General features: G+C 69.9%; 23 protein-coding genes, 2 tRNA genes and 1 pseudogene. 20 read left to right on the forward strand and 6 right to left on the reverse strand.

Annotation, left to right across the window (positions count from 1 at the left end):
- Positions 1–548 precede the first annotated feature (548 nt).
- The 10 genes from dnaN to OG429_RS19730 all read left to right on the forward strand — a co-directional run bounded on the left by dnaN (position 549) and on the right by OG429_RS19730 (position 12,074).
- Positions 549–1,679 (forward strand): DNA polymerase III subunit beta, encoded by a 1,131-nt coding sequence (dnaN, locus tag OG429_RS19685; protein WP_328926604.1) that lies wholly within the window; start codon positions 549–551, stop codon positions 1,677–1,679.
- Positions 1,680–1,879: 200 nt separating this feature from the next.
- Positions 1,880–2,755, forward strand: coding sequence for a phosphogluconate dehydrogenase (NAD(+)-dependent, decarboxylating) (gene gnd / locus OG429_RS19690; RefSeq protein WP_328926605.1), 876 nt, complete (start codon positions 1,880–1,882; stop codon positions 2,753–2,755).
- A 114-nt stretch (positions 2,756–2,869) separates the two neighbouring features.
- Entirely contained in the window at positions 2,870–4,006 is a 1,137-nt protein-coding gene (gene recF, locus OG429_RS19695; protein ID WP_328926606.1) for a DNA replication/repair protein RecF, read from the forward strand.
- Positions 4,003–4,539 carry a DUF721 domain-containing protein gene (locus tag OG429_RS19700; protein ID WP_328926607.1) on the forward strand — a complete coding sequence of 179 codons (537 nt, stop codon included), beginning with the start codon at positions 4,003–4,005 and terminating at the stop codon, positions 4,537–4,539. Before recF ends, OG429_RS19700 begins: the two co-directional genes overlap by 4 nt.
- 283 nt (positions 4,540–4,822) lie before the next feature.
- Complete coding sequence (gene gyrB, locus OG429_RS19705; protein ID WP_328930348.1) at positions 4,823–6,844, forward strand: DNA topoisomerase (ATP-hydrolyzing) subunit B; 2,022 nt, start codon at positions 4,823–4,825, stop codon at positions 6,842–6,844.
- Between the two features lie 40 nt (positions 6,845–6,884).
- The gene (gene gyrA / locus OG429_RS19710; RefSeq protein WP_328926608.1) at positions 6,885–9,503 is read left to right on the forward strand and encodes a DNA gyrase subunit A; all 2,619 of its coding nucleotides are present in this window, start codon (positions 6,885–6,887) and stop codon (positions 9,501–9,503) included.
- Positions 9,504–9,617: 114 nt separating this feature from the next.
- The gene (locus tag OG429_RS19715; RefSeq protein ID WP_405679418.1) at positions 9,618–10,166 is read left to right on the forward strand and encodes a DUF3566 domain-containing protein; all 549 of its coding nucleotides are present in this window, start codon (positions 9,618–9,620) and stop codon (positions 10,164–10,166) included.
- Positions 10,167–10,272: 106 nt separating this feature from the next.
- Positions 10,273–10,346, forward strand: a tRNA-Ile gene (locus tag OG429_RS19720).
- Positions 10,347–10,491: 145 nt separating this feature from the next.
- Complete coding sequence (locus tag OG429_RS19725) at positions 10,492–10,626, forward strand: DLW-39 family protein (RefSeq protein WP_208809277.1); 135 nt, start codon at positions 10,492–10,494, stop codon at positions 10,624–10,626.
- Between the two features lie 122 nt (positions 10,627–10,748).
- The gene (locus OG429_RS19730) at positions 10,749–12,074 is read left to right on the forward strand and encodes a hypothetical protein (RefSeq protein ID WP_328926610.1); all 1,326 of its coding nucleotides are present in this window, start codon (positions 10,749–10,751) and stop codon (positions 12,072–12,074) included.
- Here the strand turns inward: OG429_RS19730 and OG429_RS19735 are convergent.
- Together OG429_RS19735 and OG429_RS19740 are read right to left on the reverse strand one after the other, a co-directional pair.
- Positions 12,061–13,419, reverse strand: coding sequence for a serine/threonine-protein kinase (locus OG429_RS19735; protein WP_328926611.1), 1,359 nt, complete (start codon positions 13,417–13,419; stop codon positions 12,061–12,063). The two genes, OG429_RS19730 and OG429_RS19735, sit on opposite strands and share 14 nt — an antisense overlap.
- Positions 13,420–13,463: 44 nt before the next feature.
- Complete coding sequence (locus tag OG429_RS19740; protein WP_328926612.1) at positions 13,464–14,012, reverse strand: helix-turn-helix domain-containing protein; 549 nt, start codon at positions 14,010–14,012, stop codon at positions 13,464–13,466.
- Between the two features lie 164 nt (positions 14,013–14,176).
- On the opposite strand from OG429_RS19740, the gene OG429_RS19745 reads away from it, so the two are divergent.
- Positions 14,177–14,249, forward strand: a tRNA-Ala gene (locus OG429_RS19745).
- A gap of 103 nt (positions 14,250–14,352) precedes the next feature.
- On the opposite strand, the gene OG429_RS19750 is transcribed toward OG429_RS19745, so the two are convergent.
- Positions 14,353–14,877 (reverse strand): GNAT family N-acetyltransferase, encoded by a 525-nt coding sequence (locus OG429_RS19750; protein ID WP_328926613.1) that lies wholly within the window; start codon positions 14,875–14,877, stop codon positions 14,353–14,355.
- 209 nt (positions 14,878–15,086) lie between these two features.
- Between OG429_RS19750 and OG429_RS19755 the strand changes: the two genes are divergently transcribed.
- Positions 15,087–15,629 (forward strand): LysM peptidoglycan-binding domain-containing protein, encoded by a 543-nt coding sequence (locus tag OG429_RS19755; protein ID WP_328926614.1) that lies wholly within the window; start codon positions 15,087–15,089, stop codon positions 15,627–15,629.
- Positions 15,630–15,710: 81 nt separating this feature from the next.
- Here OG429_RS19755 and OG429_RS19760 read toward each other — a convergent pair whose 3' ends face one another.
- Entirely contained in the window at positions 15,711–16,436 is a 726-nt protein-coding gene (locus OG429_RS19760; protein WP_328930349.1) for a DUF5324 family protein, read from the reverse strand.
- A gap of 174 nt (positions 16,437–16,610) precedes the next feature.
- On the opposite strand from OG429_RS19760, the gene OG429_RS19765 reads away from it, so the two are divergent.
- The gene (locus OG429_RS19765) at positions 16,611–17,138 is read left to right on the forward strand and encodes a peptidylprolyl isomerase (RefSeq protein WP_328930350.1); all 528 of its coding nucleotides are present in this window, start codon (positions 16,611–16,613) and stop codon (positions 17,136–17,138) included.
- Positions 17,139–17,254: 116 nt separating this feature from the next.
- A complete protein-coding gene (locus OG429_RS19770; protein ID WP_328926615.1) occupies positions 17,255–18,130 on the forward strand; it encodes a rhomboid family intramembrane serine protease in 876 nt (291 codons plus the stop codon).
- 115 nt (positions 18,131–18,245) lie between these two features.
- Here OG429_RS19770 and crgA read toward each other — a convergent pair whose 3' ends face one another.
- Positions 18,246–18,500 (reverse strand): cell division protein CrgA, encoded by a 255-nt coding sequence (gene crgA / locus OG429_RS19775; protein WP_328926616.1) that lies wholly within the window; start codon positions 18,498–18,500, stop codon positions 18,246–18,248.
- A gap of 91 nt (positions 18,501–18,591) precedes the next feature.
- Between crgA and OG429_RS19780 the strand changes: the two genes are divergently transcribed.
- From OG429_RS19780 to OG429_RS19805, 6 genes and pseudogenes are all read left to right on the forward strand, one after another.
- Entirely contained in the window at positions 18,592–19,380 is a 789-nt protein-coding gene (locus OG429_RS19780) for a DUF881 domain-containing protein (RefSeq protein ID WP_328926617.1), read from the forward strand.
- On the forward strand, positions 19,337–20,110 hold the full coding sequence (locus tag OG429_RS19785) for a class E sortase (RefSeq protein WP_328926618.1): 774 nt from the start codon (positions 19,337–19,339) through the stop codon (positions 20,108–20,110). Before OG429_RS19780 ends, OG429_RS19785 begins: the two co-directional genes overlap by 44 nt.
- Positions 20,111–20,189: 79 nt before the next feature.
- Positions 20,190–20,366 (forward strand): hypothetical protein, encoded by a 177-nt coding sequence (locus tag OG429_RS19790; RefSeq protein ID WP_030011120.1) that lies wholly within the window; start codon positions 20,190–20,192, stop codon positions 20,364–20,366.
- On the forward strand, positions 20,363–21,001 hold the full coding sequence (locus tag OG429_RS19795; protein WP_328926619.1) for an aminodeoxychorismate/anthranilate synthase component II: 639 nt from the start codon (positions 20,363–20,365) through the stop codon (positions 20,999–21,001). The genes OG429_RS19790 and OG429_RS19795 overlap by 4 nt, the downstream gene beginning before the upstream one ends.
- Positions 20,971–21,825 (forward strand): annotated as a pseudogene (locus tag OG429_RS19800) (class E sortase); the annotation flags it as partial. The gene OG429_RS19795 and the pseudogene OG429_RS19800, both read left to right, overlap by 31 nt.
- A 22-nt stretch (positions 21,826–21,847) precedes the next feature.
- Positions 21,848–22,582 carry a class E sortase gene (locus OG429_RS19805; RefSeq protein WP_328926620.1) on the forward strand — a complete coding sequence of 245 codons (735 nt, stop codon included), beginning with the start codon at positions 21,848–21,850 and terminating at the stop codon, positions 22,580–22,582.
- A 220-nt stretch (positions 22,583–22,802) separates the two neighbouring features.
- On the opposite strand, the gene pknB is transcribed toward OG429_RS19805, so the two are convergent.
- The gene (gene pknB / locus OG429_RS19810; protein WP_328926621.1) at positions 22,803–24,800 is read right to left on the reverse strand and encodes a Stk1 family PASTA domain-containing Ser/Thr kinase; all 1,998 of its coding nucleotides are present in this window, start codon (positions 24,798–24,800) and stop codon (positions 22,803–22,805) included.
- Positions 24,801–24,921: the final 121 nt, after the last annotated feature.

Below are 24,921 nucleotides of genomic sequence, written 5' to 3' on the forward strand. Positions count from 1 at the left end.
CACCGTCCGCCCACAGCTTCGCCGATCCTGTGCACAGGATCCGATGCCTTCTCCACACCCTTGTCCACTGTTCGGCAACGCACCACCCCATCTCACTGCCCCGAGTGAAAGCCGTCACACGCAGGTGGACGTTTGGGTTGTGGAGTACCGGGGGAAAGCTGGGGACACACCTGTGGAGTAGTCGGGGTCGCCTGGGGACGGCCTGTGCAGAAGTTTTCGTTCTCCACAGAGACACCGTGTTGTCCACCGGTGCCACCCACAGGCTGTGGGGATAAAAAACGGGGGGTGACCTGGGAAAACGGGGTTATCCACCGTTTCCACAGGCCCTACTACTACCCCCATAGAGAGTTAGGCCGGTTTCGGTTTTCAAGCAGGTCCTGTGCACAACTCGGTGGGCAGCCGTCCCAGGCACCTCGCTCCCGACTTGACCGCCAGCCGCACCGACTGTCGGCGCCGTACGTCAGACTGGTCCCCGGCATCGGTCGAGGCATCGACGAGCCGACGACGAAGGCCGGCAGACGAGCGAGCAACAGCAGGAGGCGGTTCCGGTGAAGATCCGGGTGGAGCGCGACGTACTCGCGGAGGCGGTGGCCTGGGCTGCCCGTAGCCTCCCGGCCCGGCCGCCGGTGCCCGTTCTCGCGGGCCTGCTGCTGAAGGCCGAGGAGGGCACGCTGTCCCTCTCCGGCTTCGACTACGAGGTCTCGGCCCGCGTGTCCGTCGAGGCGGACGTCGAGGAGGACGGCACCGTCCTGGTCTCCGGCCGGCTGCTCGCCGACATCTGCCGGGCCCTCCCCAACCGCCCGGTGGAGATTTCCACAGAGGGTGTACGGGCGACCGTGGTCTGCGGCTCCTCGCGATTCACACTCCACACCCTGCCTGTGGAGGAGTACCCGGCGCTGCCGCAGATGCCGACCGCGACCGGCACCGTGCCCGGCGAGGTCTTCGCCTCCGCGGCCGCCCAGGTCGCCATCGCCGCCGGCCGTGACGACACGCTGCCCGTGCTGACCGGTGTCCGCATCGAGATCGAGGGCGACCGCGTCACCCTGGCCTCCACCGACCGCTACCGCTTCGCGGTCCGCGAGTTCCTGTGGAAGCCGGAGAACCCGGACGCCTCCGCCGTGGCCCTGGTGCCCGCGAAGACCCTCCTGGACACCGCCAAGTCCCTGACCAGCGGCGACACGGTCACTCTGGCGCTGTCGGGCTCCGGTGCCGGTGAGGGCCTGATCGGTTTCGAGGGCGCCGGCCGCCGCACCACCACCCGCCTCCTCGAAGGCGACCTGCCGAAGTACCGCACGCTCTTCCCGACGGAGTTCAACTCCATCGCCGTGATCGAGACCGCCCCGTTCGTCGAGGCCGTCAAGCGCGTGGCCCTGGTCGCCGAGCGCAACACCCCGGTGCGCCTGAGCTTCGAGCAGGGCGTGCTGATCCTGGAGGCCGGTTCCAGCGACGACGCACAGGCTGTGGAGCGCGTGGACGCCAAGCTGGAGGGCGACGACATCTCGATTGCCTTCAACCCGACCTTCCTGCTCGACGGACTGAGCGCGATCGACTCGCCCGCCGCGCAGCTCAGCTTCACCACGTCCACCAAGCCGGCGCTGCTCAGCGGCCGCCCGGCGGTCGACGCGGAGGCCGATGAGGCCTACAAGTACCTGATCATGCCGGTACGCCTCTCCGGCTGATTCTTCGCAGGTCAGGCCCGGTCTCGCACACCGCGAGACCGGGCCTGACCACGTTTGGAGCAGCCGGGTAGGGGCACCGCGCGCCCCGTGGAGCCGGGCAGCCGGGCAGCCCGGCCCGGCGTAGGCTCGGGGCCTGGGATGTCCTCCGGGCAAGCAGGGGGCCCCGGCAAAGACGGCCACAACGCTTAAGGAACCACCTGATGGAGCTTGGTCTCGTCGGTCTCGGCAAGATGGGCGGCAACATGCGCGAGCGCATCCGCCGCGCAGGCCACACCGTCATCGGATACGACCGCAACCCGGACCTCGCGGATGTCCACAGCCTGACGGAACTTGTGAACAGCCTGCCGGCCCCCCGCGTGGTGTGGGTGATGGTCCCGGCCGGCGAGGCCACCCAGTCCACCGTCGACGAGCTCGCCGAGCTGCTCTCGATCGGCGACATCGTCGTCGACGGCGGCAACTCCCGCTGGACCGACGACGAGAAGCACGCCGCGGAGCTGGCGGCCAAGGGCATCGGGTTCGTCGACTGCGGTGTCTCCGGCGGCGTGTGGGGCCTGGAGAACGGATACGCGCTGATGTACGGCGGCGAGAAGGACCACGTGGCACGGGTCCAGCCGATCTTCGACGCGCTGAAGCCCGAGGGCGACTTCGGCGCCGTGCACGCCGGCAAGGTCGGTGCGGGCCACTTCGCGAAGATGGTTCACAACGGCATCGAGTACGCCATGATGCAGGCCTACGCCGAGGGCTGGGAGCTCCTGGAGAAGGTGGACTCGGTGACCGACGTCCGCGAGGTCTTCCGCTCCTGGCAGGAAGGCACGGTCATCCGCTCCTGGCTGCTGGACCTGGCCGTGAACGCCCTCGACGAGGACGAGCACCTCGAACAGCTGCGCGGCTTCGCGCAGGACTCAGGCGAGGGCCGCTGGACGGTGGAGGCGGCGATCGACAACGCCGTCCCGCTGCCCGCGATCACCGCCTCGCTGTTCGCGCGGTTCGCGTCGCGCCAGGACGACTCCCCGCAGATGAAGATGATCGCCGCGCTGCGCAACCAGTTCGGCGGCCACGCGGTCGAGAAGGCGTAGCCGAGAAGGCTCCGTCGGGAAGAGACGACGGAGCAGAGAAGAGAACGGTGCAGCTCACAGTGGCTGCACAGCACCACGCAGAGCAGTAGGGAAGCCGGGGGAGGTCGGCGCCGTATGCATGTTTCGCATCTCTCGCTGGCCGACTTCCGCTCGTACGCCCGGGCCGAGGTTCCCCTCGACCCGGGCGTCACGGCTTTCGTGGGCCCCAACGGGCAGGGGAAGACCAACCTCGTCGAGGCCATCGGCTACCTGTCGACGCTGGGCAGTCACCGGGTCTCCTCGGACGCCCCGCTCGTACGGATGGGCGCGGACCGGGCGATCATCCGGGCGGCCGTCACCCAGGGCGAGCGCCAGCAGCTGGTCGAGCTGGAGCTGAACCCGGGGCGGGCGAACCGGGCCCGGATCAACCGGTCCTCGCAGGTCAGGCCGCGGGATGTGCTGGGGATCGTACGGACGGTGCTGTTCGCGCCGGAGGACCTGGCCCTGGTGAAGGGCGACCCCGGGGAGCGGCGCCGGTTCCTGGACGAGCTGGTCACGGCGCGTTCCCCGCGGATGGCGGCGGTCCGCTCCGACTACGAGCGGGTGCTCAAGCAGCGCAACACCCTGCTGAAGTCGGCGGCGATGGCGCGCCGGCACGGCGGGCGCTCCATGGACCTCTCCACCCTCGACGTGTGGGACCAGCACCTCGCGCGCGCGGGCGCGGAGCTGCTGGCGCAGCGGCTGGATCTGATCGCGACGCTGCTGCCGCTGGCGGACAAGGCGTACGAGCAGCTCGCGCCCGGCGGTGGCCCGCTGGGGCTGTCGTACAAGTCCTCCGCGGGCGAGCCGGTGGACAGCGGGGCGGCGCGCGGCCGTGAGGCGATATACGAGGTGCTGCTGGAGGCGCTGTCGCAGGTGCGCAAGCAGGAGATCGAGCGGGGTGTGACGCTGGTCGGTCCGCACCGCGACGATCTGCTGCTGCGGCTGGGGGAGCTGCCGGCGAAGGGGTACGCGAGCCACGGGGAGTCGTGGTCGTACGCGCTGGCCCTGCGGCTGGCCTCGTACGAGCTGCTGCGCTCGGAGGGTGCCGAGCCCGTGCTGATCCTGGACGACGTGTTCGCGGAGCTGGACGCGCGGCGCCGGGAGCGACTGGCGGAGCTGGTGGCGCCGGGTGAGCAGGTGCTGGTGACGGCGGCGGTGGACGATGACGTTCCGGGTGTGCTGGTGGGGGCGCGGTTCGGGGTGTCCGGCGGTGAGGTGACCCGGCTGTGAGCGATCAGGGCGGTCAGGGCAAGGAGCCCCGTAAGGCGCCGGAGCCCTCCGGTGTGGATCTGGCGCGGCAGGCGCTCGCCGCGGCGCGGGAGCAGGCGCGGGCCCGGGGCAACGCGGCGGGCGGGAAGAAGCGCCAGCAGGGTCCGGGGCTGCGCTCGGGGGCCCGTGCGGACGGCCGGGACCCGATGCCCTTGATGGCGGCGCTGGACCGGTTGCGCACGGAGCGCGGCTGGGAGATGCCGATGGCGGTGGCGGGTGTGATGGAGCGCTGGCCGGAGATCGTCGGCCCGGAGATCGCGGCGCACTGTGAACCGGAGCGGTACGAGGACCGTGAGCTCGTCGTGCGGTGCGATTCCTCGGCGTGGGCGGCGCAGCTGAAGCTGCTCGCTCCGCAGCTGGTGGCGCGGCTGAACGCGGACCTCGGGCAGGGCACCGTACGGCTGATCAAGGTGCAGGGGCCGGGCGGGCGGCCGAAGCGGTACGGGCCGTGGCGGGCGCCGGGGAGCACGGGTCCGGGGGACACCTACGGGTGAGGGCGGCGTCGGCGCGGGTGGTGTCCCTCACGGTAGTGGGAGGTTGACAGGCCGAAGCGCTGGGTGCCCGCGTGAGCCTCTTTGAGCCCCTTCCCGGATATGGGGAGTCGGAAGGTAGAGGTTCAGGGCGGCACATGCGGACTCAGGTACCGGCAAACCCCCATTCATGTCGGTGGTACCGGTAGACTGGAGCCAATCCCGCCCATTCGCGGGATCACGCAGACAACGCAGATCGACGCGGCCGCTCCTCCGGCGCACTCGCTGGTCCGGAGTACGGGCTGCGCTGTGCCAGAGAGGGCGCTTCGTGGCCGATTCCGGCGACTCCAACGAGAAGAATTACGACGCCAGTGCGATCCAGGTCCTCGAGGGCCTGGACGCGGTCCGCAAGCGGCCAGGCATGTACATCGGCTCGACCGGCGAGCGCGGCCTGCACCACCTGGTCCAGGAAGTCGTCGACAACTCCGTCGACGAGGCGATGGCCGGTCACGCGGACACGATCGACGTGACGATCCTGGCCGACGGCGGCGTCAGGGTGGTGGACAACGGTCGCGGTATCCCGGTCGGCATCGTTCCGTCCGAGGGGAAGCCGGCCGTCGAGGTCGTCCTGACGGTCCTGCACGCGGGCGGCAAGTTCGGCGGTGGCGGTTACGCCGTCTCCGGCGGTCTGCACGGCGTCGGTGTGTCCGTCGTGAACGCCCTTTCGACCAAGGTCGCGGTCGAGGTCAAGACGGACGGCCACCGCTGGACCCAGGACTACAAGCTGGGCGTGCCGACGGCTCCGCTGGCCAAGAACGAGGAGACGGAGGAGACCGGCACCTCGGTCACCTTCTGGGCCGACGGCGACATCTTCGAGACGACCGACTACTCCTTCGAGACGCTGTCGCGGCGCTTCCAGGAGATGGCCTTCCTGAACAAGGGCCTGACCCTGTCGCTGACCGATGAGCGCGAGTCGGCGAAGGCCACGGTCGGCGCCGACGACCCGGACGCGGAGGCGGCCGAGCCCGCGGCGCGCACGGTGAAGTACCACTACGAGGGCGGCATCGTCGACTTCGTGACGTACCTGAACTCGCGCAAGGGCGAGCTCATCCACCCGACCGTCATCGACGTCGAGGCCGAGGACAAGGAGCGCATGCTCTCGGTCGAGATCGCGATGCAGTGGAACTCGCAGTACACGGAGGGTGTGTACTCCTTCGCGAACACGATCCACACGCACGAGGGCGGTACGCACGAGGAGGGCTTCCGTGCGGCTCTGACGGGTCTGGTGAACCGTTACGCGCGCGACAAGAAGCTGCTGCGCGAGAAGGACGACAACCTCGCCGGCGAGGACATCCGCGAGGGTCTGACGGCGATCATCTCGATCAAGCTGGGCGAGCCGCAGTTCGAGGGCCAGACGAAGACCAAGCTGGGCAACACGGAGGCGAAGACCTTCGTGCAGAAGGTCGTGCACGAGCACCTCAACGACTGGTTCGACCGGAACCCGGTCGAGGCCGCGGACATCATCCGCAAGTCGATCCAGGCGGCCACGGCGCGCGTCGCGGCCCGCAAGGCCCGTGACCTGACGCGTCGCAAGGGTCTGCTGGAGAGCGCCTCGCTGCCGGGCAAGCTGTCGGACTGCCAGTCGAACGACCCGACGCAGTGCGAGATCTTCATCGTCGAGGGTGACTCGGCCGGCGGCTCCGCGAAGTCCGGCCGCAACCCGATGTACCAGGCCATCCTGCCGATCCGCGGCAAGATCCTGAACGTCGAGAAGGCCCGGATCGACAAGATCCTCCAGAACACCGAGGTCCAGGCGCTGATCAGCGCCTTCGGTACCGGTGTGCACGAGGACTTCGACATCGAGAAGCTCCGCTATCACAAGATCATCCTGATGGCGGACGCCGACGTCGACGGCCAGCACATCAACACCCTGCTGCTGACCTTCCTGTTCCGCTTCATGCGGCCGCTGGTCGAGGCCGGTCACGTGTACCTGTCCCGTCCGCCGCTCTACAAGATCAAGTGGGGCCGCGACGACTTCGAGTACGCGTACTCGGACCGCGAGCGCGACGCCCTGGTGGAGCTCGGCAAGCAGAACGGCAAGCGGATCAAGGAAGACTCGATCCAGCGCTTCAAGGGTCTGGGCGAGATGAACGCCGAGGAACTGCGCGTCACCACCATGGACGTGGACCACCGCGTGCTCGGCCAGGTCACCCTGGACGACGCGGCCCAGGCCGACGACCTGTTCTCGGTGCTGATGGGTGAGGACGTCGAGGCGCGGCGCTCCTTCATCCAGCGCAACGCCAAGGACGTTCGGTTCCTCGACATCTGAGTCGGCTCAGCTGACTGCCTGAAAGGACTTCTGACCAGCAATGGCCGACGAAACCACCCCCACCGCAGAGAACCCCGCGGAGGAGCAGCCCGTGCTGCGCATCGAGCCCGTCGGGCTCGAGACGGAGATGCAGCGCTCCTACCTCGACTACGCGATGTCCGTCATCGTCTCGCGCGCCCTGCCGGACGTGCGTGACGGCCTCAAGCCGGTGCACCGCCGTGTGCTGTACGCGATGTACGACGGCGGCTACCGGCCGGAGAAGGGCTTCTACAAGTGCGCCCGCGTCGTCGGTGACGTCATGGGCACGTACCACCCGCACGGCGACTCCTCGATCTACGACGCCCTGGTCCGCCTGGCGCAGCCGTGGTCGATGCGCATGCCGCTGGTGGACTCGAACGGCAACTTCGGCTCCCCGGGCAACGACCCGGCGGCCGCGATGCGCTACACCGAGTGCAAGCTGATGCCGCTGGCCATGGAGATGCTCCGGGACATCGACGAGGAGACCGTCGACTTCACGGACAACTACGACGGCCGCAACCAGGAGCCCACCGTCCTGCCGGCGCGGTTCCCCAACCTGCTCATCAACGGCTCGGCCGGTATCGCTGTCGGCATGGCGACCAACATCCCGCCGCACAACCTCCGCGAGGTCGCGGCGGGCGCGCAGTGGGCGCTGGAGCACCCGGACGCCTCGCACGAGGAGCTGCTCGACGCGCTCCTGGAGCGCATCAAGGGCCCCGACTTCCCGACCGGCGCCCTGGTCGTCGGCCGCAAGGGCATCGAGGAGGCGTACCGGACCGGTCGCGGCTCCATCACGATGCGCGCGGTGGTCGCGGTCGAGGAGATCCAGAACCGCCAGTGCCTGGTGGTCACGGAGCTTCCGTACCAGACCAACCCCGACAACCTCGCGCAGAAGATCGCGGACCTGGTGAAGGACGGCAAGGTCGGCGGCATCGCCGACGTCCGTGACGAGACCTCGTCGCGGACCGGCCAGCGCCTGGTGATCGTCCTCAAGCGCGACGCCGTCGCCAAGGTCGTGCTGAACAACCTGTACAAGCACACCGACCTGCAGACGAACTTCGGCGCGAACATGCTGGCGCTGGTGGACGGCGTGCCGCGCACGCTGTCGATCGACGCGTTCATCCGTCACTGGGTGCAGCACCAGATCGAGGTCATCGTCCGGCGGACGAAGTTCCGCCTGCGCAAGGCGGAGGAGCGGGCGCACATCCTGCGCGGCCTGCTCAAGGCGCTGGACGCCATCGACGAGGTCATCGCCCTCATCCGGCGCAGCAACACCGTCGAGATCGCGCGCGAGGGCCTGATGGGCCTGCTGGAGATCGACGAGATCCAGGCGAACGCGATCCTGGAGATGCAGCTGCGGCGCCTGGCGGCACTGGAGCGGCAGAAGATCGTCGCCGAGCACGACGAACTCCAGGCGAAGATCAACGAGTACAACGCGATCCTGGCCTCGCCGGAGAAGCAGCGCTCGATCGTCAGCGAGGAACTGGCGGCGATCGTCGAGAAGTTCGGCGACGACCGGCGTTCCAAGCTGGTGCCCTTCGACGGCGACATGTCCATGGAGGACCTGATCGCCGAAGAGGACATCGTCGTCACGATCACGCACGGCGGCTACGTCAAGCGCACCAAGACCGAGGACTACCGCTCGCAGAAGCGCGGCGGCAAGGGCGTGCGCGGTACGAAGCTGAAGCAGGACGACCTGGTCGACCACTTCTTCGTCTCCACCACGCACCACTGGCTGCTGTTCTTCACGAACAAGGGCCGGGTCTACCGGTCCAAGGCGTACGAGCTTCCGGACGCCGGCCGTGACGCGCGCGGGCAGCACGTGGCGAACCTGCTGGCCTTCCAGCCGGACGAGAAGATCGCGCAGATCCTCGCCATCCGCGACTACGAGGCGGCGCCGTACCTGATCCTGGCCACCAAGGGCGGCCTGGTGAAGAAGACGGCGCTGAAGGACTACGACTCGCCCCGTTCGGGCGGCGTCATCGCGATCAACCTCCGGGAGACGGGCGCCGACGGCGGCGACGGCACTGCCGACGAGCTGATCGGTGCGGAGCTGGTGTCCGCCGAGGACGACCTGCTGCTGATCAGCAAGAAGGCGCAGTCGATCCGCTTCACGGCGACCGACGACGCGCTGCGCCCGATGGGCCGCGCCACCTCGGGCGTGAAGGGCATGAGTTTCCGCGAGGGTGACGAACTGCTCTCCATGAGCGTTGTCCGGCCGGGTACGTTCGTCTTCACCGCGACCGACGGCGGCTACGCCAAGCGGACGCCGGTCGACGAGTACCGCGTCCAGGGTCGTGGCGGTCTGGGCATCAAGGCCGCGAAGATCGTGGAGGACCGCGGGTCGCTCGTCGGGGCGCTCGTGGTGGACGAGACGGACGAGATTCTCGCCATCACGCTCAGCGGTGGTGTGATTCGTACGCGAGTCAACGAAGTCAGGGAGACCGGCCGTGACACCATGGGCGTCCAGCTGATCAACCTGGGCAAGCGCGATGCCGTGGTGGGCATCGCCCGTAACGCCGAGGCCGGTCAGGAAGCTGACGAGGTCGAGGCCGACGAGATCGAGACCGCGGCAGCCGATGGACAGGCCGCCGAGGCCGCCGAGGGCACGCAGCCTTCGGCTGGGGAGCACGAGGAGTAAGTCGTGAGTGGAGCCACGGGCGCCGGACCGGCCGAGACTGGAGCGAATGGTGCCCGTGGCCCCGCCGCGGACTCCCAGGGTGGGGGCACCGCCACCGAAGGCAGAGGGAGCACTGTGACGGACACCCGAGGACCGCAGCCGCAGGCCGGCGCGGAAGCCGGTCAGGAACGGCCCGCACAGCCCTACCACCCGCCGCAGGCCTATTCGGCGCCCTCGGGCCCGGGTGCGCCGCGCGGCGGCGCGGCGGGCGCTGTGCAGCGCAAGCCGCGCACGGGGGCCCGGATGACGCCCAGGACGCGCAAGGCGCGGCTGCGGGTGGCCAAGGCCGACCCGTGGTCGGTGATGAAGGTCAGCTTCCTGCTGTCGATCGCGCTGGGCATCTGCACGATCGTGGCGGCGGTGGTGCTGTGGATGGTCATGGACGCCATGGGCGTCTTCTCGACCGTCGGCGGCACGATCAGCGAGGCGACCGGCTCGAACGAGAGCAACGGCTTCGACCTCCAGTCGTTCCTGTCGCTGCCGCGCGTTCTGATCTTCACATCGGTGATCGCGGTCATCGACGTGGTGCTGGCGACGGCTCTGGCGACGCTCGGCGCGTTCATCTACAACCTGTCGGCGGGGTTCGTCGGTGGTGTGGAGCTGACGCTCGCCGAGGACGAGTGACCTGCGCAGACGTTCTCGGGGCAGTGTCCGTGGGGGCTTCGCCCCGGGGATTTTGGACCTCCCGGGTCTGTGCGCTAACCTTCAGGAGTCAGCGCGCAGCGCGGATGGGGCTATAGCTCAGTTGGTTAGAGCGCATCCCTGATAAGGATGAGGCCACAGGTTCAAATCCTGTTAGCCCCACAGTGTCGAAGACCCTCAGGCCCATGGCCTGGGGGTCTTTGTCGTTGGGCCAGTTGGTGGGTCGGTAGGTCACCGATCGGTATCGGTCGGTGTGTATTGTTGGGCGCCAGAAGTCCCCTACGTCAACGAAAGACGAGGTCGCGCGGTGAAGAAGCTGCTCCTGGTCGCACTGGCCGCCATCGGCGGGCTCCTCGTGTACCGCCAGATCCAGGCGGACCGCGCCGAGCAGGACCTGTGGACGGAGGCAACTGACTCCGTGCCCTCTGGTTCCGGTGTGTGAGACCGAAAGCTGATCTCATGAAGCCCCGGCTGCCGCTGCGGCCGGGGCTTTGTGCTGTTCTGTGACAAAAAGTTACGTTATGCAAAGATTTGGCTTGCGCTAGCAAAGTCGGGGTGGGCGTGATGAGTCGGGTACGGACGGCGCTGCGGGCGGGAGCCGTGGTGGGGGCGGCGGCCCTGACCATGGCCGCGGGCGCGGCGGACGCCGCCCACGCGGACGGGACCGCCCCGCAGCCGGTCCCGGCGTACCGCGCGGCGGACGGTGCGAAGGCGGTCGAGGGCAAGACCTCCAGCGCGGACGCCCCGCTCCTGGAGGCCGGCAACTTCTACAAGGACACGCTCGCCCCCGGTGAGCGCCTCTACCGGCTCGTCCTGGAGAAGGACGAGTCCGATGTGTACGTCTCCGCCGTGCTCCGGCCCGCCCCGGGGGCCAAGGTCTCCTCCAGCGACGGCATCGAGGTGGAGATCATGACCACCGCCGGGCGTTCCTGCCCGGGCAGCACCGGCCGCGCGAGCTTCAACTACGACCCCGCCCCCGTCAGCGCCGCCGGTGTCCGGCGGGGGGCGGAGGACGAGGACTGCGCGCCGGCCGGCGTCTACTACGCGAAGGTCACCCGTACGTCGGCCAAGGGCTCCGACCAGAGCCCCTGGCCGCTCGAACTCCGGGTCCAGCGGGAACCCGGCCGCGGCGCGGGCGGCCCCACCGCCGCGCCCAGCGGCTGGCCCTCGGGGGCCCCGGCCCTGCCCGGCAGCGAGGCGGTGGCCCGCACCGGGGGCACCGGCTTCAACGACGCCCGCGCGCTGGGCGCCGGTGTGTGGCGCGACGAGATGCGGCCGGGACAGACCCGCTACTACCGGGTCCCGCTGGACTGGGGTCAGCAGCTGGGCCTCAGCGCCGAGCTCGCCGCCGCCAAGATGACCAAGCCGTACGGTTCCGCCTCGGGCGGGCTCGTCGTCTCCCTCTACACCCCTTACCGGAGCCTGATCTCCGACAAGGACACCTCGTACGACGGCAAGCAGGCCGGGATCACCCTGGAGAAGACGCCTCCCGTCGCCTACGAGAACCGCTTCGCCAGTGACCGGGCCGTTCAGTCCGTGCGCATCGCGGGCTGGTACTACGTCGCGGTGACGATGGGCGGAAAGGTCGCCGACTTCACCGAGGACGCGGTGCCCGTGCCGCTGACCCTGCGGATGGACGTGACCGGCACCCCGGTCAAGGCGCCCGCGTACAAGGAGGGCCTGGCCGTGGGCGGGTTCGGGGTCGGGGCCGAGGACCGGGCCGCGGCGAAGGCGGGGCTCACCGCCCCGGAAGCCGCCGACGCCGCGGGGAACCGCTCCGTGATGCGGGTGGTGGCGGGTGCCGGGTTCGGCGCCGGGACGCTGCTGCTGCTCGTGCTGGGCGGCTGGATCCTGCTCGCCCGCAGGGGCGCGCGTACTACAGCTGGGTGAGGGCCCAGATGCCGACGGCGAAGCAGAGCAGCGCCGCGGCGAGGATGCCGGCCGTCACCTTCCCCGGCGGCGGGGCGATCCCGCCGGCCCGGGCGGGCGGCGCGGCCGGGGTGTGCGCCACGGGCGGCTGGAGGTGGAAACTCCCGGTCTCCGCGGGACCCGCGTAGCCGCCGGGCACGGGGACGGTCTGGCTTCCGGTGCCGCGCGGATCGGGGCGGGTGGCCTCCGCCACAGTGGCCGACGCCGCGTACGGGGACGCGTAAGGGCCCGGGGCCGGGACGGCGTACGGGTTCGGGGTCGCGTACGGGTTCGGGGACGGCATCGGGTTCGGGGACGGCATCGGGATCGGGGACGGCGTCGGGATCGGGGACGGCGTCGGGATCGAGGCCGGTGTCCCGGTCGGGGTCCGAGGTCCGTCCGGCGGCGGTGCCGCGGCCGTCGTGGGTCCGTCCGGGGCCGCCGTCGGCTCCGGACCCTGGGGGCCGAAACCGGAGGGGAGCGGGCCGAGTTGGTCGAACACCTCCACCGGATCCTCGCCCGGCGCGGCCGGCGCGAGCAGCTCCAAGGCCTCGGCAAGGGCCTTGCGCGCCCCCGTGGCGGTCTTGAACCGGCTGTGGGGCTCCGGCTGCAGGAGACCGGCGATGACGTCCCACAGTGGCGCGGGGACGCCTTCCGGGGCGCCCGGGGTGCCATGGGCGAGGAAATGCTCCACCAGGGCCTGCGAGTCGGGCTTGCGCCCCTGGAGCAGGTACAGGGCGACCAGCCCGACGGCGAAGAGGTCGGCGGGGAAGTCGGGCTCGGCACCCAGCAGTTGCTCGGGGGCGAAGTAACCCGGTGTGCCGACGACGTAGTTCGTCTCGGTCAGCCGGGGCTCGCCCTTGCGCATGGAGATGCCGAAGTCGGACAGCCGCAGGTGCGGCCGCCCGGTTCCGGTGGCCTCCATCAGGATGTTGGCCGGTTTGATGTCGCGGTGCACGACGCCCTCCGCGTGCACCGCAGCCAGCCCCGACAGGAGCTGGTCGAGCAGGGTGCACACGAACCGCGGCGGGAGGGGACCGTAGTCCCCGATGACGTGGCCCAGGGAGCCGCCGCTGACCAGGTCCATCGTGAAGAGGACCTTGTCGTCGTCGGCCGCCCAGCTGGCGGGGGCCAGTACGTGCGGGTGATCGATGCGCAGGGCCTGCTCCCGTACGAACCTCAGGAGCGTGTGGGCGTCGCTCTGCAGGAGGACCTTCGCGGCGACGTACCGGCGGCGGCGGTGGTCCCAGGCGCGCCATACGGCGCCGGCGCCACCACGCCCGATCGGATCGATCAGTTCGTACCGACCGGCGAAAACCTCACCCATCGCTGTGCCCGTCCCCCGTCACCCGTAGTCCGCCGCCCTGCTCGTCAGTTCTGGTGGGCCTCGTAGTGGGCGACCGCGTCGGCGGTGCGGCCCGCGCCGTACACCCGGAGGAACTCTGCCAGTTCCGGGTGGCTGGGGGCGAGGCCGTCCGCCGCGTCGATGATGTCGCCGGCCGCGGAGACCGAGCGCAGCAGCGACTGGATCTCACGGACGACGCGCTTGACGGTGGGCGCGCCCGAACTGGTGGTGGTCTGACCGTTGTTGCTGAGGACGGAGCCTCCCTGGGTCTTCTTGATCTCGTCCATCCGGTCGGTGGCCTCCGCCGCACTGACGCTCCCGTCGGCCACCTGGCCGGCGAGATCCTGGAGCGCCTGGACGCGCTGCACCACGGCAGGGTTGCCGATCTTGGCGCGCTGGCCGCTCATCAGCTGGGACAGCATGGGCGCCGACAGTCCGAGGACGGCAGCGAGGCGGGCCTGGTTCAAGCCGAGGTCATCTATGAGCCGGCGGAAGAGCGCTCCCAGCGGCTCCCCGTACCAACTGCGCTGAAGCTCTCTGGCTCTGGCCGTGGCCTCTTGCTGAACAGCGTCCACTCTTACTTCTCCCCTACTTCGCTGGTGCGAACCTCGCGAGCATCTTACGGAGAGTGGTCGCACGGCGGGAGTCCCTATCATTTTGCGAGATGAGGGGGTACACCCGGTACTCTGTTCTGCGGAACACCCGCTCCCCGCACGGGGAGAGGCGTGTGCCGACCCATGGGGCCTTAGCTCAGTTGGTAGAGCGCTGCCTTTGCAAGGCAGATGTCAGGAGTTCGAATCTCCTAGGCTCCACATACAAGACCCTCCTTGACCTGCGGAAACGCGGTCAAGGAGGGTCTTTTTCGCGTCCGGGGCCGTGGCGGCGGCACGTCGGCCGGACAGGCCGCGGGGGTGTCTAGAGGTCGATCCAGTAGCGGTACTTGGGGCCGATCAAGGTCTCGCGGAGATCTTCGAGGACACCGCCGCCCCGCTCGATCGTGCGCACCGACGCGGTGTTGTCCGGGTCGCAGGTCAGCAGGACCCGGTCCATCCCCATCACGCGTGCCTCGTGGAGCACCGATTCCAGCGCCCAGCCGGCCAGCCCGCGCTGCCGTGCCGAGGGGCGCACGCTGTAGCCGATGTGGCCGCCCGCGTCGAGGAGGAAGGCGTTCAGGTGGTGGCGCAGGTCTATGGCTCCGAGATAGGTGTCGCCCTCGGCGATCCACCAGTACGTGGCGTGGACCCGGCCCTGCTCGACCGGCACCGTGCGGTCCGCGTACCCGTGCAGCCGCTCCACCCAGGCCGCGAATCCCCCGGGGCTGTCGACGTCGTCGTCGGAGCCGAGGCCGGCCCCGTCCATGTGGGCGTCGGATCCCCATTCCTCTCGGGCGGAGAGCCAGGAGGAGTGCAGGCGGGGAGTGGGCCGTATCAGCTCGGGCATGTTCCGGACGCTATCAGCCGGTCCGGAGCGAGCCCGGGCCCCACCGTTCGGCCGATGTTTCACGTGAAACAGCCGAGGCACCGGGGGGCAGGAGCGTGGCGGCCGGGTCCCCCGGACGGCCTTGCCGCAGGGCCGCCCGGCGCCCGGTGCCAGACAGTGGGGGAAGGCACCAAGCCCAGGGGGCATCACCACGCCGGAGGCGTACACACATGGGACTCTTCGACTTCCTGAAGTCCGACAAGAAGAAGGAACACGAGGCCGCCGAGAAGGCGAAGGAGCAGGTCCAGCAACAGGCTTCCGCGGCGACGGCACGTCCCGGGAGCCAGGCGGCCGACGCCGCGTCGGCCACCCGCGCGGCCGCCGAGCGCATGGCGGCCGCCGCGCCGCCGAAGCCCAAGCACGCCCCCGCGGCCCCGACCCCGGCCTCGGCCGCGCACAAGGCCGTTCCCGTCGCCCCCAACCCCGCCCCCATGCCGCCCGCGCCGGCTTCGGCCCCCACCGCGCCCGGCGCTCGGCACACCCCGACCCCCGCGTCGGCCGCGCACAAGGCCGTACCCGCGGCTCCCAAGCCGACACCCATGGCCAAGAAGCGCACGTACACCGTCAGGCCCGGCGACTCGCTCTCGGACATCGCCCGCCGCGAGCTCGGCAACGAGGCCCGCTGGCGCGAGCTCTACGCCATGAACAAGGGCGTCATCGGCTCCAACCCCGACCTCGTCCGCCCGGGCATGGTCCTGACCCTGCCCGGCTGACCTGCCGGATGACGGCCGAAGGGGCCCGGATCCTGGTGGATCCGGGCCCTTCTTCCGGCTTCTTCGGCTCTTCGGCCCGGGTCAGCGCTGCTCGTCCTCCGAGCCCGGTCCCGAACCCGGGCCCGAACCCGCCTCGCGCTCCTTCTCCGCCAGCTCGTCGTCGAAGCTCGCGGGCTGCCCGCCGTCGCGCGCCGGAACCTCCGTGGCCGCCGGGGGCTCGACGAGCCAGTCCGGGTTCGACTGCTGGTCCCACCACCTCCACGCCGCGTAGGCGACGCCCGCCAGCACGGCGGCAAGCGTGACACCGCGCAGCACCCGGCCCCTGCGCGCCCGCCGTTCGTGGTGCGCCACCATCCGCTGCACCTCCTTGGCCGACACCTGGCCGCGGAGCGCGGCCAGGGCCGCCGCCGACGCGGCCGCCGACCGCGCTGCGGCCTCCTCGGCCACCGGCGAGGCCACGGCGATCGCGCTCTCGATCCGAGGCTGGGTGTAATCGGCCGCCTGACGCGCCGCCAGACGCGTCTGCTCCACGGCCTTCTTCGCCGCCCGGTCGACATGCGGCGGCACGTGGGCGCGCGCCGACATGATCCGGGGATGTACGTGGCAGTCGTATGTCGTACGCGCCTGCCGCGCGGCCTCGTTGGCCGCCTGCGACACCATCGGCGCCAGCCGCTCATTCGCCTCATGCGCGTAGTGCACCGCGGCGTCCTTGGCGGATTCCGCGTACGGCGCCACCACTTCCGCCGCGTGCCGCACACTCTCCCTGGCGCTCTCGGCTGCCAGGCGCATGCTGTCCTTGCCGGTCACGGGATCCTCCTCCTCGGTGGCGGACACAGTTCACCTTTCCACCCTTTGTCGGATCATGCCTGCCATACCGCCGACCGGCATGCGTGACAGGGCATACGGGTGGACGATTTCTGTGCCGCGCTGCGCTGCGTGCGACCATCTGGACCGACAGTGATGACTATGGAAGGCAGATCCGTGGCCGAGAAGCTCTACGCCACCCTGAAGACCAACCACGGCGACATCGTGATCGAGCTGCTGGAGAACTTCGCTCCGAAGACGGTCCGGAACTTCGTGGAGCTCGCCACGGGCGCGCGTGAATGGACCCGTCCCACCGACGGCCAGAAGACCACGGACCCGCTCTACGACGGCACCGTCTTCCACCGTGTCATCAGCGGTTTCATGATCCAGGGCGGCGACCCGCTGGGGAACGGCACCGGCGGCCCCGGCTACCAGTTCGGCGACGAGTTCCACCCCGACCTGGCCTTTACCAAGCCCTACCTGCTCGCCATGGCCAACGCGGGCCCGGGCACCAACGGCTCGCAGTTCTTCATCACCGTCGCGCCCACCGCGTGGCTGACCCGCAAGCACACCATCTTCGGCGAGGTCACCGACCCGGCCAGCCAGAAGATCGTGGACGCCATCGCCTCCAGCGCCACCAACCCGCGCACCGAGCGCCCGGTGGACGACGTGATCATCCAGTCGGTCGTCGTCGAGAAGCGCTGACCCCGGAGGACCCCGGAGGGAACCTTTGGGCCCCGCCCGTCCGTCCTGCATGCATACGAAGTGTGGGGCCGTACCGGCGGGGAGTGCCCGCGCCTCGCCGCCGATCGAGGGAACCGATGGACACCGACCGTCTGCCGGGCTGCTACCGCCACCCGGACCGCCACACGGGGATCAGCTGCACCCGCTGCGAGCGCCCCATCTGCCCCGAGTGCATGATCAGCGCCTCGGTCGGCTTCCAGTGCCCCGAGTGCGTCCGTGAGGGCTCCGGCACCGGCCACCGGCCGACCGCGAACGCGCCGCGCAACATCGCGGGCGGGGTGGTGGCCGCGGATCCCCACCTGGTCACCAAGACCCTCATCTGCATCAACGCCGCCGTGTTCCTCGCGGGTCTGGTGGCCCCGGCGGTCGTGGTCCAGCTGGAGCTGCTCGGCCGCTATGTGGAATTCGTCGGCGCCCCCGTCGAAGGCGTTTCCACCGGCCAGTACTACCGCCTGCTGACGTCGGTGTTCCTGCACGCCGAGTGGTGGCACATCATCGGCAACATGATCGGCCTGTGGGTGATCGGCGGCCCGCTGGAAGCGGCGCTGGGCCGGTCCCGCTATCTCGCCGTCTACCTGCTCTCGGGCCTCGGCGGCAGCGCCCTCGTCTATCTGCTGACCGAACCGAACACGCAGACGCTCGGCGCCTCGGGCGCGGTCTTCGGGCTGCTCGGCGCCACCGTCGTCCTCGCCCGCCGGCTGCGCTACGAGATGCGGCCGGTGATCACCATGGTCGTGCTGATGCTGGTGCTGACCTTCGTACCGATCGGCGGCAGCCTCACCGTGTCCTGGCAGGCGCACGTGGGCGGGCTGGTCACCGGCGCGCTGGTGGGCCTGGGCATGCTCCGGCCCGCCGCCGGCAGGTACCGCGCACTCATCCAATGGGGGACGTGCGCGGCCGTATTCCTGCTGGCGGCAGCGGTGATTCTGATCCGGACCGCCGAACTCACCTGATCACACCGGCGTCAACTCTCCACAGAGTTATCCACAGATCTTCTGTCTTTTCCTCAGGTGTGGATGACGCTGTGGATAACTCCTGGGGAGAGCTTCCCTCAGCGGGCGGCAGGTGCTACTTCCACTGCGTGGATACGCCGAATCCCGCCGCGATAAATCCGAATCCGACTACAATGTTCCAATTGCCCAGCGATTCGATCGGCAGCTGGGTCTCGGTCACGTAGAAGACGACGATCCACGCGAGACCGATCAGGAAGAGCGCCAGCATGACCGGAGCGACCCAGCTGCGGTTCGTCAGCCTGATGGACTGCGGCGTCCGCGTGGGCGGAGGCGTGTAGTCGTCCTTCTTGCGGATACGTGACTTCGGCACGAGGGGCTCTCCTGTCGATGCGCTGGGGACCTTGCCTGCCCCGGGCGTCCGTTAGCGTAGTGGACCTGTGGCGTTGAAGGAGAAGGGTACGTTGAGCAATTCCGACGACTCCTCCGTGGGTCCCCGTCGCCGGGCCAGAGTGGTCCGGCTGCTGACCGCCGCCGTCTTCGCCCTGGCCGGGCTGCTCTTCGTCACCAGTTTCAACACCTCCAAGGGTACGAACATCCGGACGGACGCCTCGCTTCTCAAGCTGTCGGACCTCATCGAGGAACGCAGTCAGAGCAACGGGGAGCTGGAGGAGAGCCTCGGACCGGTACGCCGACGGGTGGACGCCCTCGCCGAGCGCGACGACGGCAGCACCAAGGCCGAGGACGCCAAGCTGGCCGCTCTGCGCACCGCGTCGGGCACCGAGGAACTGCCCGGCAAGGGCCTGACGGTCACCCTCAACGACGCCCCGCCGAACGCCACCGCCCGGATCCCCAACGTGCCCGAGCCGCAGCCCAACGACCTGGTGATCCACCAGCAGGACCTGCAGGCCGTGGTGAACGCCCTCTGGCAGGGCGGGGCCCAGGGCATCCAGGTCATGGACCAGCGGCTGATCTCCACCAGCGCGGTCCGCTGCGTGGGCAACACCCTGATCCTCCAGGGCCGGGTGTACTCGCCTCCGTACAAGGTCTCGGCGGTCGGCGACCCGGGCGCGTTGCGCAAGGCCCTCGCCGCCTCCCCGGCCCTGCAGAACTACCAGCTGTACGTGAACGCGTACGGGCTCGGCTGGAAAGTGGACGAGCACAAGGCGCTGACACTTCCCGGCTACTCCGGCACAGTGGACCTCCACTATGCGAAGCCGCTGGCCCCTTCCTCCGAGACCGGTTCGCCCTGACGCCGTACTCCGCCTGGTGGTACGGACGTCCAGTGAGGTGTGCCTGACGGCGGGCACGCTGATCGTGCTCTTCGTCGCCTACGTCCTGCTGTGGACCGGGGTCAAGGCCGACAGGGCCATGGACGGCGAGATGGCCCGGCTGCGCGACGGCTGGGCTGCGGCCCCGGCGGCAGCCCCGGCCCCGGCCCCGGCCCCGGCTTCGTCCCCGGACGCCGCACCGCTGCCGGAACCGCCCCGGCCCGCGGCACCGGAGGGCTACCCCGCCGGCCGGGCCTTCGCCGAGATGTACATCCCGCGGTTCGGCCCGGACTGGAACAAGCCCGTCCTGGAGGGCACGGGCACCGAGCTGCTGAAGAAGGGCCTCGGCCACTACGCCGGCACCGCCCCGCTCGGCGCCACCGGGAACTTCTCGGTGGCGGGCCACCGGCGCACGTACGGAGACCCCTTCAAGGACTTCCCCGAACTGCGCCCCGGCGACGCCGTGATCCTCAAGGACGCGACGACCTGGTACACCTACACGGTGCGCGGCGGGCCGCTGCGCACCCTGCCGACGGACGTCGGGGTGGTCGACCCGGTGCCCCGGAAGTCCCCCTTCACGGCGCCCGGCCGGTACCTGACGCTGACGACCTGCGACCCCGAGTGGGGCCACAGCCACCGGCTGGTCGTGTGGGCGGAGCTGACCGGCACGCGCCTCGTGGGGCAGGGCGGTCCCGAGGGTTTGCCGAGGTGACTGACCCGGCCGGGCCCGTGCCTTTAGTCTGTTCGCGTACCGCCCCTGCGGTGCGTGGAGCGAGAGGGACGCGGACGGAATGTACGGCTGGATCTGGCGGCATCTGCCGGGCAACGCGTGGGTACGCGCGCTGATCTCACTCGTACTTGTCCTCGCGGTGGTGTTCGTGCTGTTCCAGTACGTCTTCCCGTGGGCCGAGCCGCTCCTTCCGTTCAACGATGTGACGGTGGACGAGGGATCGGGAGCCACTCCGTGAGCGCGCGCATTCTGGTTGTAGACAACTACGACAGCTTTGTCTTCAACCTGGTCCAGTACCTCTACCAGCTCGGCGCCGAATGCGAGGTGCTGCGCAACGACGAGGTCGAGCTCTCGCACGCGCAGGACGGCTTCGACGGTGTGCTGCTCTCCCCCGGGCCGGGGACGCCGGAAGAGGCGGGAGTGTGCGTCGACATGGTCCGCCACTGCGCGCGGACGGGCGTTCCGGTCTTCGGTGTCTGCCTGGGCATGCAGTCGATGGCGGTGGCGTACGGAGGTGTCGTGGACCGGGCTCCGGAGCTGCTGCACGGCAAGACCTCGCCGGTGGTGCACGAGGGCATCGGCGTCTTCGCCGGCCTGCCGTCGCCGTTCACCGCGACCCGCTACCACTCCCTCGCCGCCGAACCCGGGACCCTCCCCGACGAGCTGGAGGTCACGGCGCGCACCGAGGACGGGATCATCATGGGCCTGCGGCACCGGGAGCACGACGTGGAGGGTGTGCAGTTCCACCCCGAGTCGGTGCTGACGGAGTGGGGCCACCGGATGCTCGCGAACTGGCTGGTGCGGTGCGGTGACGCGGGTGCCGTGGAGCGCTCGGTGGGGCTGGCCCCGGTGGTGGGCAAGGCCGTCGCGTGACCGCGCTCGCGCCGTCCGCGCCCACAGGGGGCCGGGCCGCGCGGCGCAGGGCAGCTCAGGAAGCCGCGAAGCGGGCCGCGAGGAACACCCGCAGGCGGGGCGGGAGGCGGCGCAGACGGCCGGCCTCGGGTGGCCCGGTGGTCATCGCGAGCCGCCTGGGCGGGGAACTGTTCATCACACTGGGCCTGGTGATGCTGCTGTTCGTCGCCTACCAGCTCTGGTACACGAACATCGTGGCGGAGCGGTCGGCGAACGGGGCCGCGGGCTCGCTCCAGCAGACGTGGCAGCGGGAACCGGGCGCGGGCGGGCCCGCCGCTCCGGCGGTGTCGGCGTTCGAGCCGGGCCAGGGCTTCGCCATCCTGTACATCCCGAAGCTGGACCTGAAGGTGCCGGTGGCGGAGGGGATCAGCAAGCCGAAGGTGCTGGACCGGGGGATGGCCGGGCACTACGGGGAGGGTGCGCTCAAGACGGCGATGCCGGGGGACGCGCAGGGCAACTTCGCGGTGGCGGGCCACCGCAACACCCACGGGGAGCCGTTCCGCTTCATCAACCGGCTGGTGCCGGGGGATCCCGTCGTGGTCGAGACGCGGGACGCGTACTACACGTACGAGATGACCTCGGCGCTGGCGCAGACACCGCCGACGAACGTGTCGGTGCTGAAGCCGGTGCCGGAGGGATCGGGCTTCACCTCTGCGGGCCGGTACATCACGCTGACGACCTGCACCCCGGAGTTCACCAGCACCTACCGGATGATCGTATGGGGCAGGATGACCGATGAACGCCCCCGCAGCCAGGGCCCTCCGCCCGCGCTGAACAGCCCGTAGCCGCCCTAAGGACGAATCAGCAGTGTCTCGTGCCCGCCGCCGCGCCGCGGCCCCGCCCGCCGGCCGCCGCAGTGTGCTCGCCGGGTTCCTCAGCCTGCTGGGCGAGCTCCTGATCACGGTGGGCCTGGTCCTGGGCCTGTTCGTGGCCTACTCGCTGTGGTGGACGAACGTGCTCGCGGACCGGCAGGCGTCGGCGCGGGGCGACCAGATGCGCCAGCAGTGGCTGACGCCGGGCCCGGAAGCGGCGAAGCCCGCGGAACCGGGGGCGCTGGACACCAAGGACGGCGTCGGCTTCCTGCACGTGCCGGCGATGAAGAACGGCGACGTGCTGGTCAAGCCGGGCACGGACCCGGACATCCTCAACGACGGGGTCGCGGGCTACTACACGGACCCGGTGAAGTCGGCGCTGCCGTGGGACGAAAAGGGGAACTTCTCCCTCGCCGCGCACCGGGACGGCCACGGCGCGAAGTTCCACAACATCGACAAGGTGAAGAACGGCGACGCGATCGTCTTCGAGACCAAGGACACCTGGTACGTGTACAAGGTCTTCGCGGAGCTCCGGCAGACGTCGAAGTACAACGTGGACGTGATCAACCCGGTCCCGAAGGAGTCGGGCAGGACCGCCCCGGGCCGCTACATCACGCTGACCACGTGCACACCGGTGTACACGTCGAAGTACCGGTACGTGGTGTGGGGCGAGCTGGTCCGCACGGAGAAGGTGGACGGCAAGCGGACGCTGCCGATCGAGCTGCGCTAGGTGTTCCTTCCGAGCCGCAGGCCGCGGCTCGGGAAGAGCGCGGGACCTGGAGCCCGACTCCCGCGCTCCGGGCCTCCAGAAGGCCCCTGTGGGCCGCTGTGACGCCTCTCTGGGCGGCGATGGCTGCGATGGCCAGGGCTTGGACGTGCGTCCGTTCCAGCACGCACGAAAAAGGTCCGGCCCTTCTCCGAGGAGAAGGGCCGGACCTTTGGTCCTGCTTCTAGCGGCGGCCGCCGGTCAAGCCTCCGAAGAGGCCGCCGTCCTGCTGGCCGCCCTGCGTCGTGTAGACGTTGACCACCGAGCCGGTGTTGACCGGGAAGCCGGCGAGCGGGTCGGACTGGAACACGACCGCGTTGTCGTCCGTCGGGCCGTTGATGACCCTGCCGAACGTCAGGCCCTTGGAGGCCAGTTCCTGCTTCGCCTGGGCCACGGTCCGGCCGGCCAGGTTCGGCACCTGGGTCTGCTGCGGCGCGGCCTTGGAGATCGTGATGTTGACCGTCTTGCCCGGGTCGAGCTGCTCACCGGGCTGGTTCCCCTGATCGACGACGGTCCGCGGGGCGGCTCCGGGGAAATCGATCTCGGTGACGGAGCCCAGCTTGAGCTTGACGGCCTTGAGCGCCTTCTCCGCGTCGTCCTTGGTCTTGCCCTTGAGGTCCGGGACGACCGCCTTGGCCTGCTCCTTGGCGACGGTCAGCACGATGACGCTGTTCTTCTCCGCCTCGCCACCGGCCTTGGGGGTCTGGTCGATGACCGTGCCGGCGGTGCGCTCGGACTCCTGGAGCTTGCGGTCGACCTGGAAGCCCTTCTCCTTCAGTGCCGCCTCGGCCTGCTCGTACGTGAGGTTGAGGACGTTAGGGACCGGCGCCTTGGGCGCGCCCGAGGAGATCGTCACCGTGACGGTGGAGTCCTTCGCGACCTTGGTCTCGGCTGCCGGGTCCTGCTTGCAGACGCTGCCCTTGGGCTGGTCGCAGGGTTCGTCGGCGCCCTTGACGACCTTGAGGCCGACGTTCTCGCCGCTCTTCTGTGCCTGCTCGAGGGTCGAGCCGACGAGCTTGGGCACACTGGGCCGGTTGTCGGCGGTGTTGAAGAGGGAGCGGCCGATGAGGATCGCGCCGACCAGGACGAGGACGCCGGCCACCACGAGCAGGATCGTGGAGGCCTTGCTCTTCTTCTGGCGGCGGTGCGGCCCCTGGTCGTAGCCGCCCTGGTCGCCGTACCCGTAGCCGCCTTCACCCGGGGGCGTGGGCGGCATCATCGAGGTCTGGCCGGAGTCGGCGGCGCGCAGGGCGGCGGTGGGCTGGTCGTAGCCCTGGTGTCCGTAGCCGCCCGGGTCGGGGTAGCCGTAGCCGGACGTGCCCATGGAAGCGGCGGCGACGGGCTGGCCGTCGAGGCAGGCCTCGATGTCGGCGCGCATCTCGTCGGCGGACTGGTAGCGGTAGTCGGGATCCTTGACCAGCGCCTTCAGGACGATGGCGTCCATCTCGGGCGTGATCTCGGGGTCGAAGTTCGACGGCGGCTGCGGCTCTTCCCGTACGTGCTGGTAGGCGACGGCCACGGGGGAGTCGCCGACGAACGGGGGCCGCACGCTGAGGAGCTCGTAGAGCAGGCAGCCGGCGGAGTAGAGGTCGGAGCGCGCGTCGACCTGCTCGCCCTTGGCCTGCTCCGGCGAGAGGTACTGGGCGGTGCCGATGACGGCCGCCGTCTGCGTCATGGTCATGCCGGAATCGCCCATGGCGCGGGCGATGCCGAAGTCCATGACCTTGACCTGGCCGGTGCGGGTCAGCATCACGTTGGCGGGCTTGATGTCGCGGTGCACGATGCCGGCGCGGTGGGAGTACTCCAGGGCTTGGAGGATGCCGATGCACATCTCCAGGGTGCGTTCGGGCAGCAGCTTGCGCCCGGAGTGCAGCAGCTCGCGCAGGGTGGACCCGTCGACGTACTCCATCACGATGTACGGGATGGAGATGTTGTCGACGTAGTCCTCGCCGGTGTCGTAGACGGCGACGATCGCCGGGTGGTTCAGCGACGCGGCCGACTGGGCCTCGCGACGGAACCGGGCCTGGAAGGACGGGTCGCGGGCGAGATCGGCGCGCAGAGTCTTGACGGCGACGGTACGGCCGAGCCGGGTGTCGTGGGCGAGGTAGACCTCGGCCATGCCACCGCGGCCGAGCACGTGGCTCAGCTCGTACCGGCCGCCGAGGCGACGCGGCTCTTCCATAACGTTGCAGCCCTCTCCGTCAGTCCCGACCGCACCTGTGTGTGGTCCGGCGGTGTGCTGTTCGCGCAAAGGCTACCGGCCGATCGTCTGTGATCGGATCGTGGCCACAGGCTGATACAGG

Source organism: Streptomyces sp. NBC_00190, assembly GCF_036203305.1.
Lineage (GTDB): Bacteria > Actinomycetota > Actinomycetes > Streptomycetales > Streptomycetaceae > Streptomyces.

What these genes read in the sequence shown, in the direction of transcription:
- gnd (WP_328926605.1), top strand. Translation starts at nt 1,880, where the DNA reads ATGGAGCTTGGTCTCGTCGGTCTCGGCAAGATGGGCGGCAACATGCGC.
- OG429_RS19730 (WP_328926610.1), top strand. Translation starts at nt 10,749, where the DNA reads ATGAGTCGGGTACGGACGGCGCTGCGGGCGGGAGCCGTGGTGGGGGCG.
- OG429_RS19770 (WP_328926615.1), top strand. Translation starts at nt 17,255, where the DNA reads ATGGACACCGACCGTCTGCCGGGCTGCTACCGCCACCCGGACCGCCAC.
- OG429_RS19785 (WP_328926618.1), top strand. Translation starts at nt 19,337, where the DNA reads ATGCGAAGCCGCTGGCCCCTTCCTCCGAGACCGGTTCGCCCTGACGCC.
- OG429_RS19735 (WP_328926611.1), bottom strand. Translation starts at nt 13,419, where the DNA reads ATGGGTGAGGTTTTCGCCGGTCGGTACGAACTGATCGATCCGATCGGG.
- OG429_RS19750 (WP_328926613.1), bottom strand. Translation starts at nt 14,877, where the DNA reads ATGCCCGAGCTGATACGGCCCACTCCCCGCCTGCACTCCTCCTGGCTC.
- recF (WP_328926606.1), top strand. Translation starts at nt 2,870, where the DNA reads ATGCATGTTTCGCATCTCTCGCTGGCCGACTTCCGCTCGTACGCCCGG.
- pknB (WP_328926621.1), bottom strand. Translation starts at nt 24,800, where the DNA reads ATGGAAGAGCCGCGTCGCCTCGGCGGCCGGTACGAGCTGAGCCACGTG.
- OG429_RS19755 (WP_328926614.1), top strand. Translation starts at nt 15,087, where the DNA reads ATGGGACTCTTCGACTTCCTGAAGTCCGACAAGAAGAAGGAACACGAG.
- OG429_RS19790 (WP_030011120.1), top strand. Translation starts at nt 20,190, where the DNA reads ATGTACGGCTGGATCTGGCGGCATCTGCCGGGCAACGCGTGGGTACGC.
- gyrA (WP_328926608.1), top strand. Translation starts at nt 6,885, where the DNA reads ATGGCCGACGAAACCACCCCCACCGCAGAGAACCCCGCGGAGGAGCAG.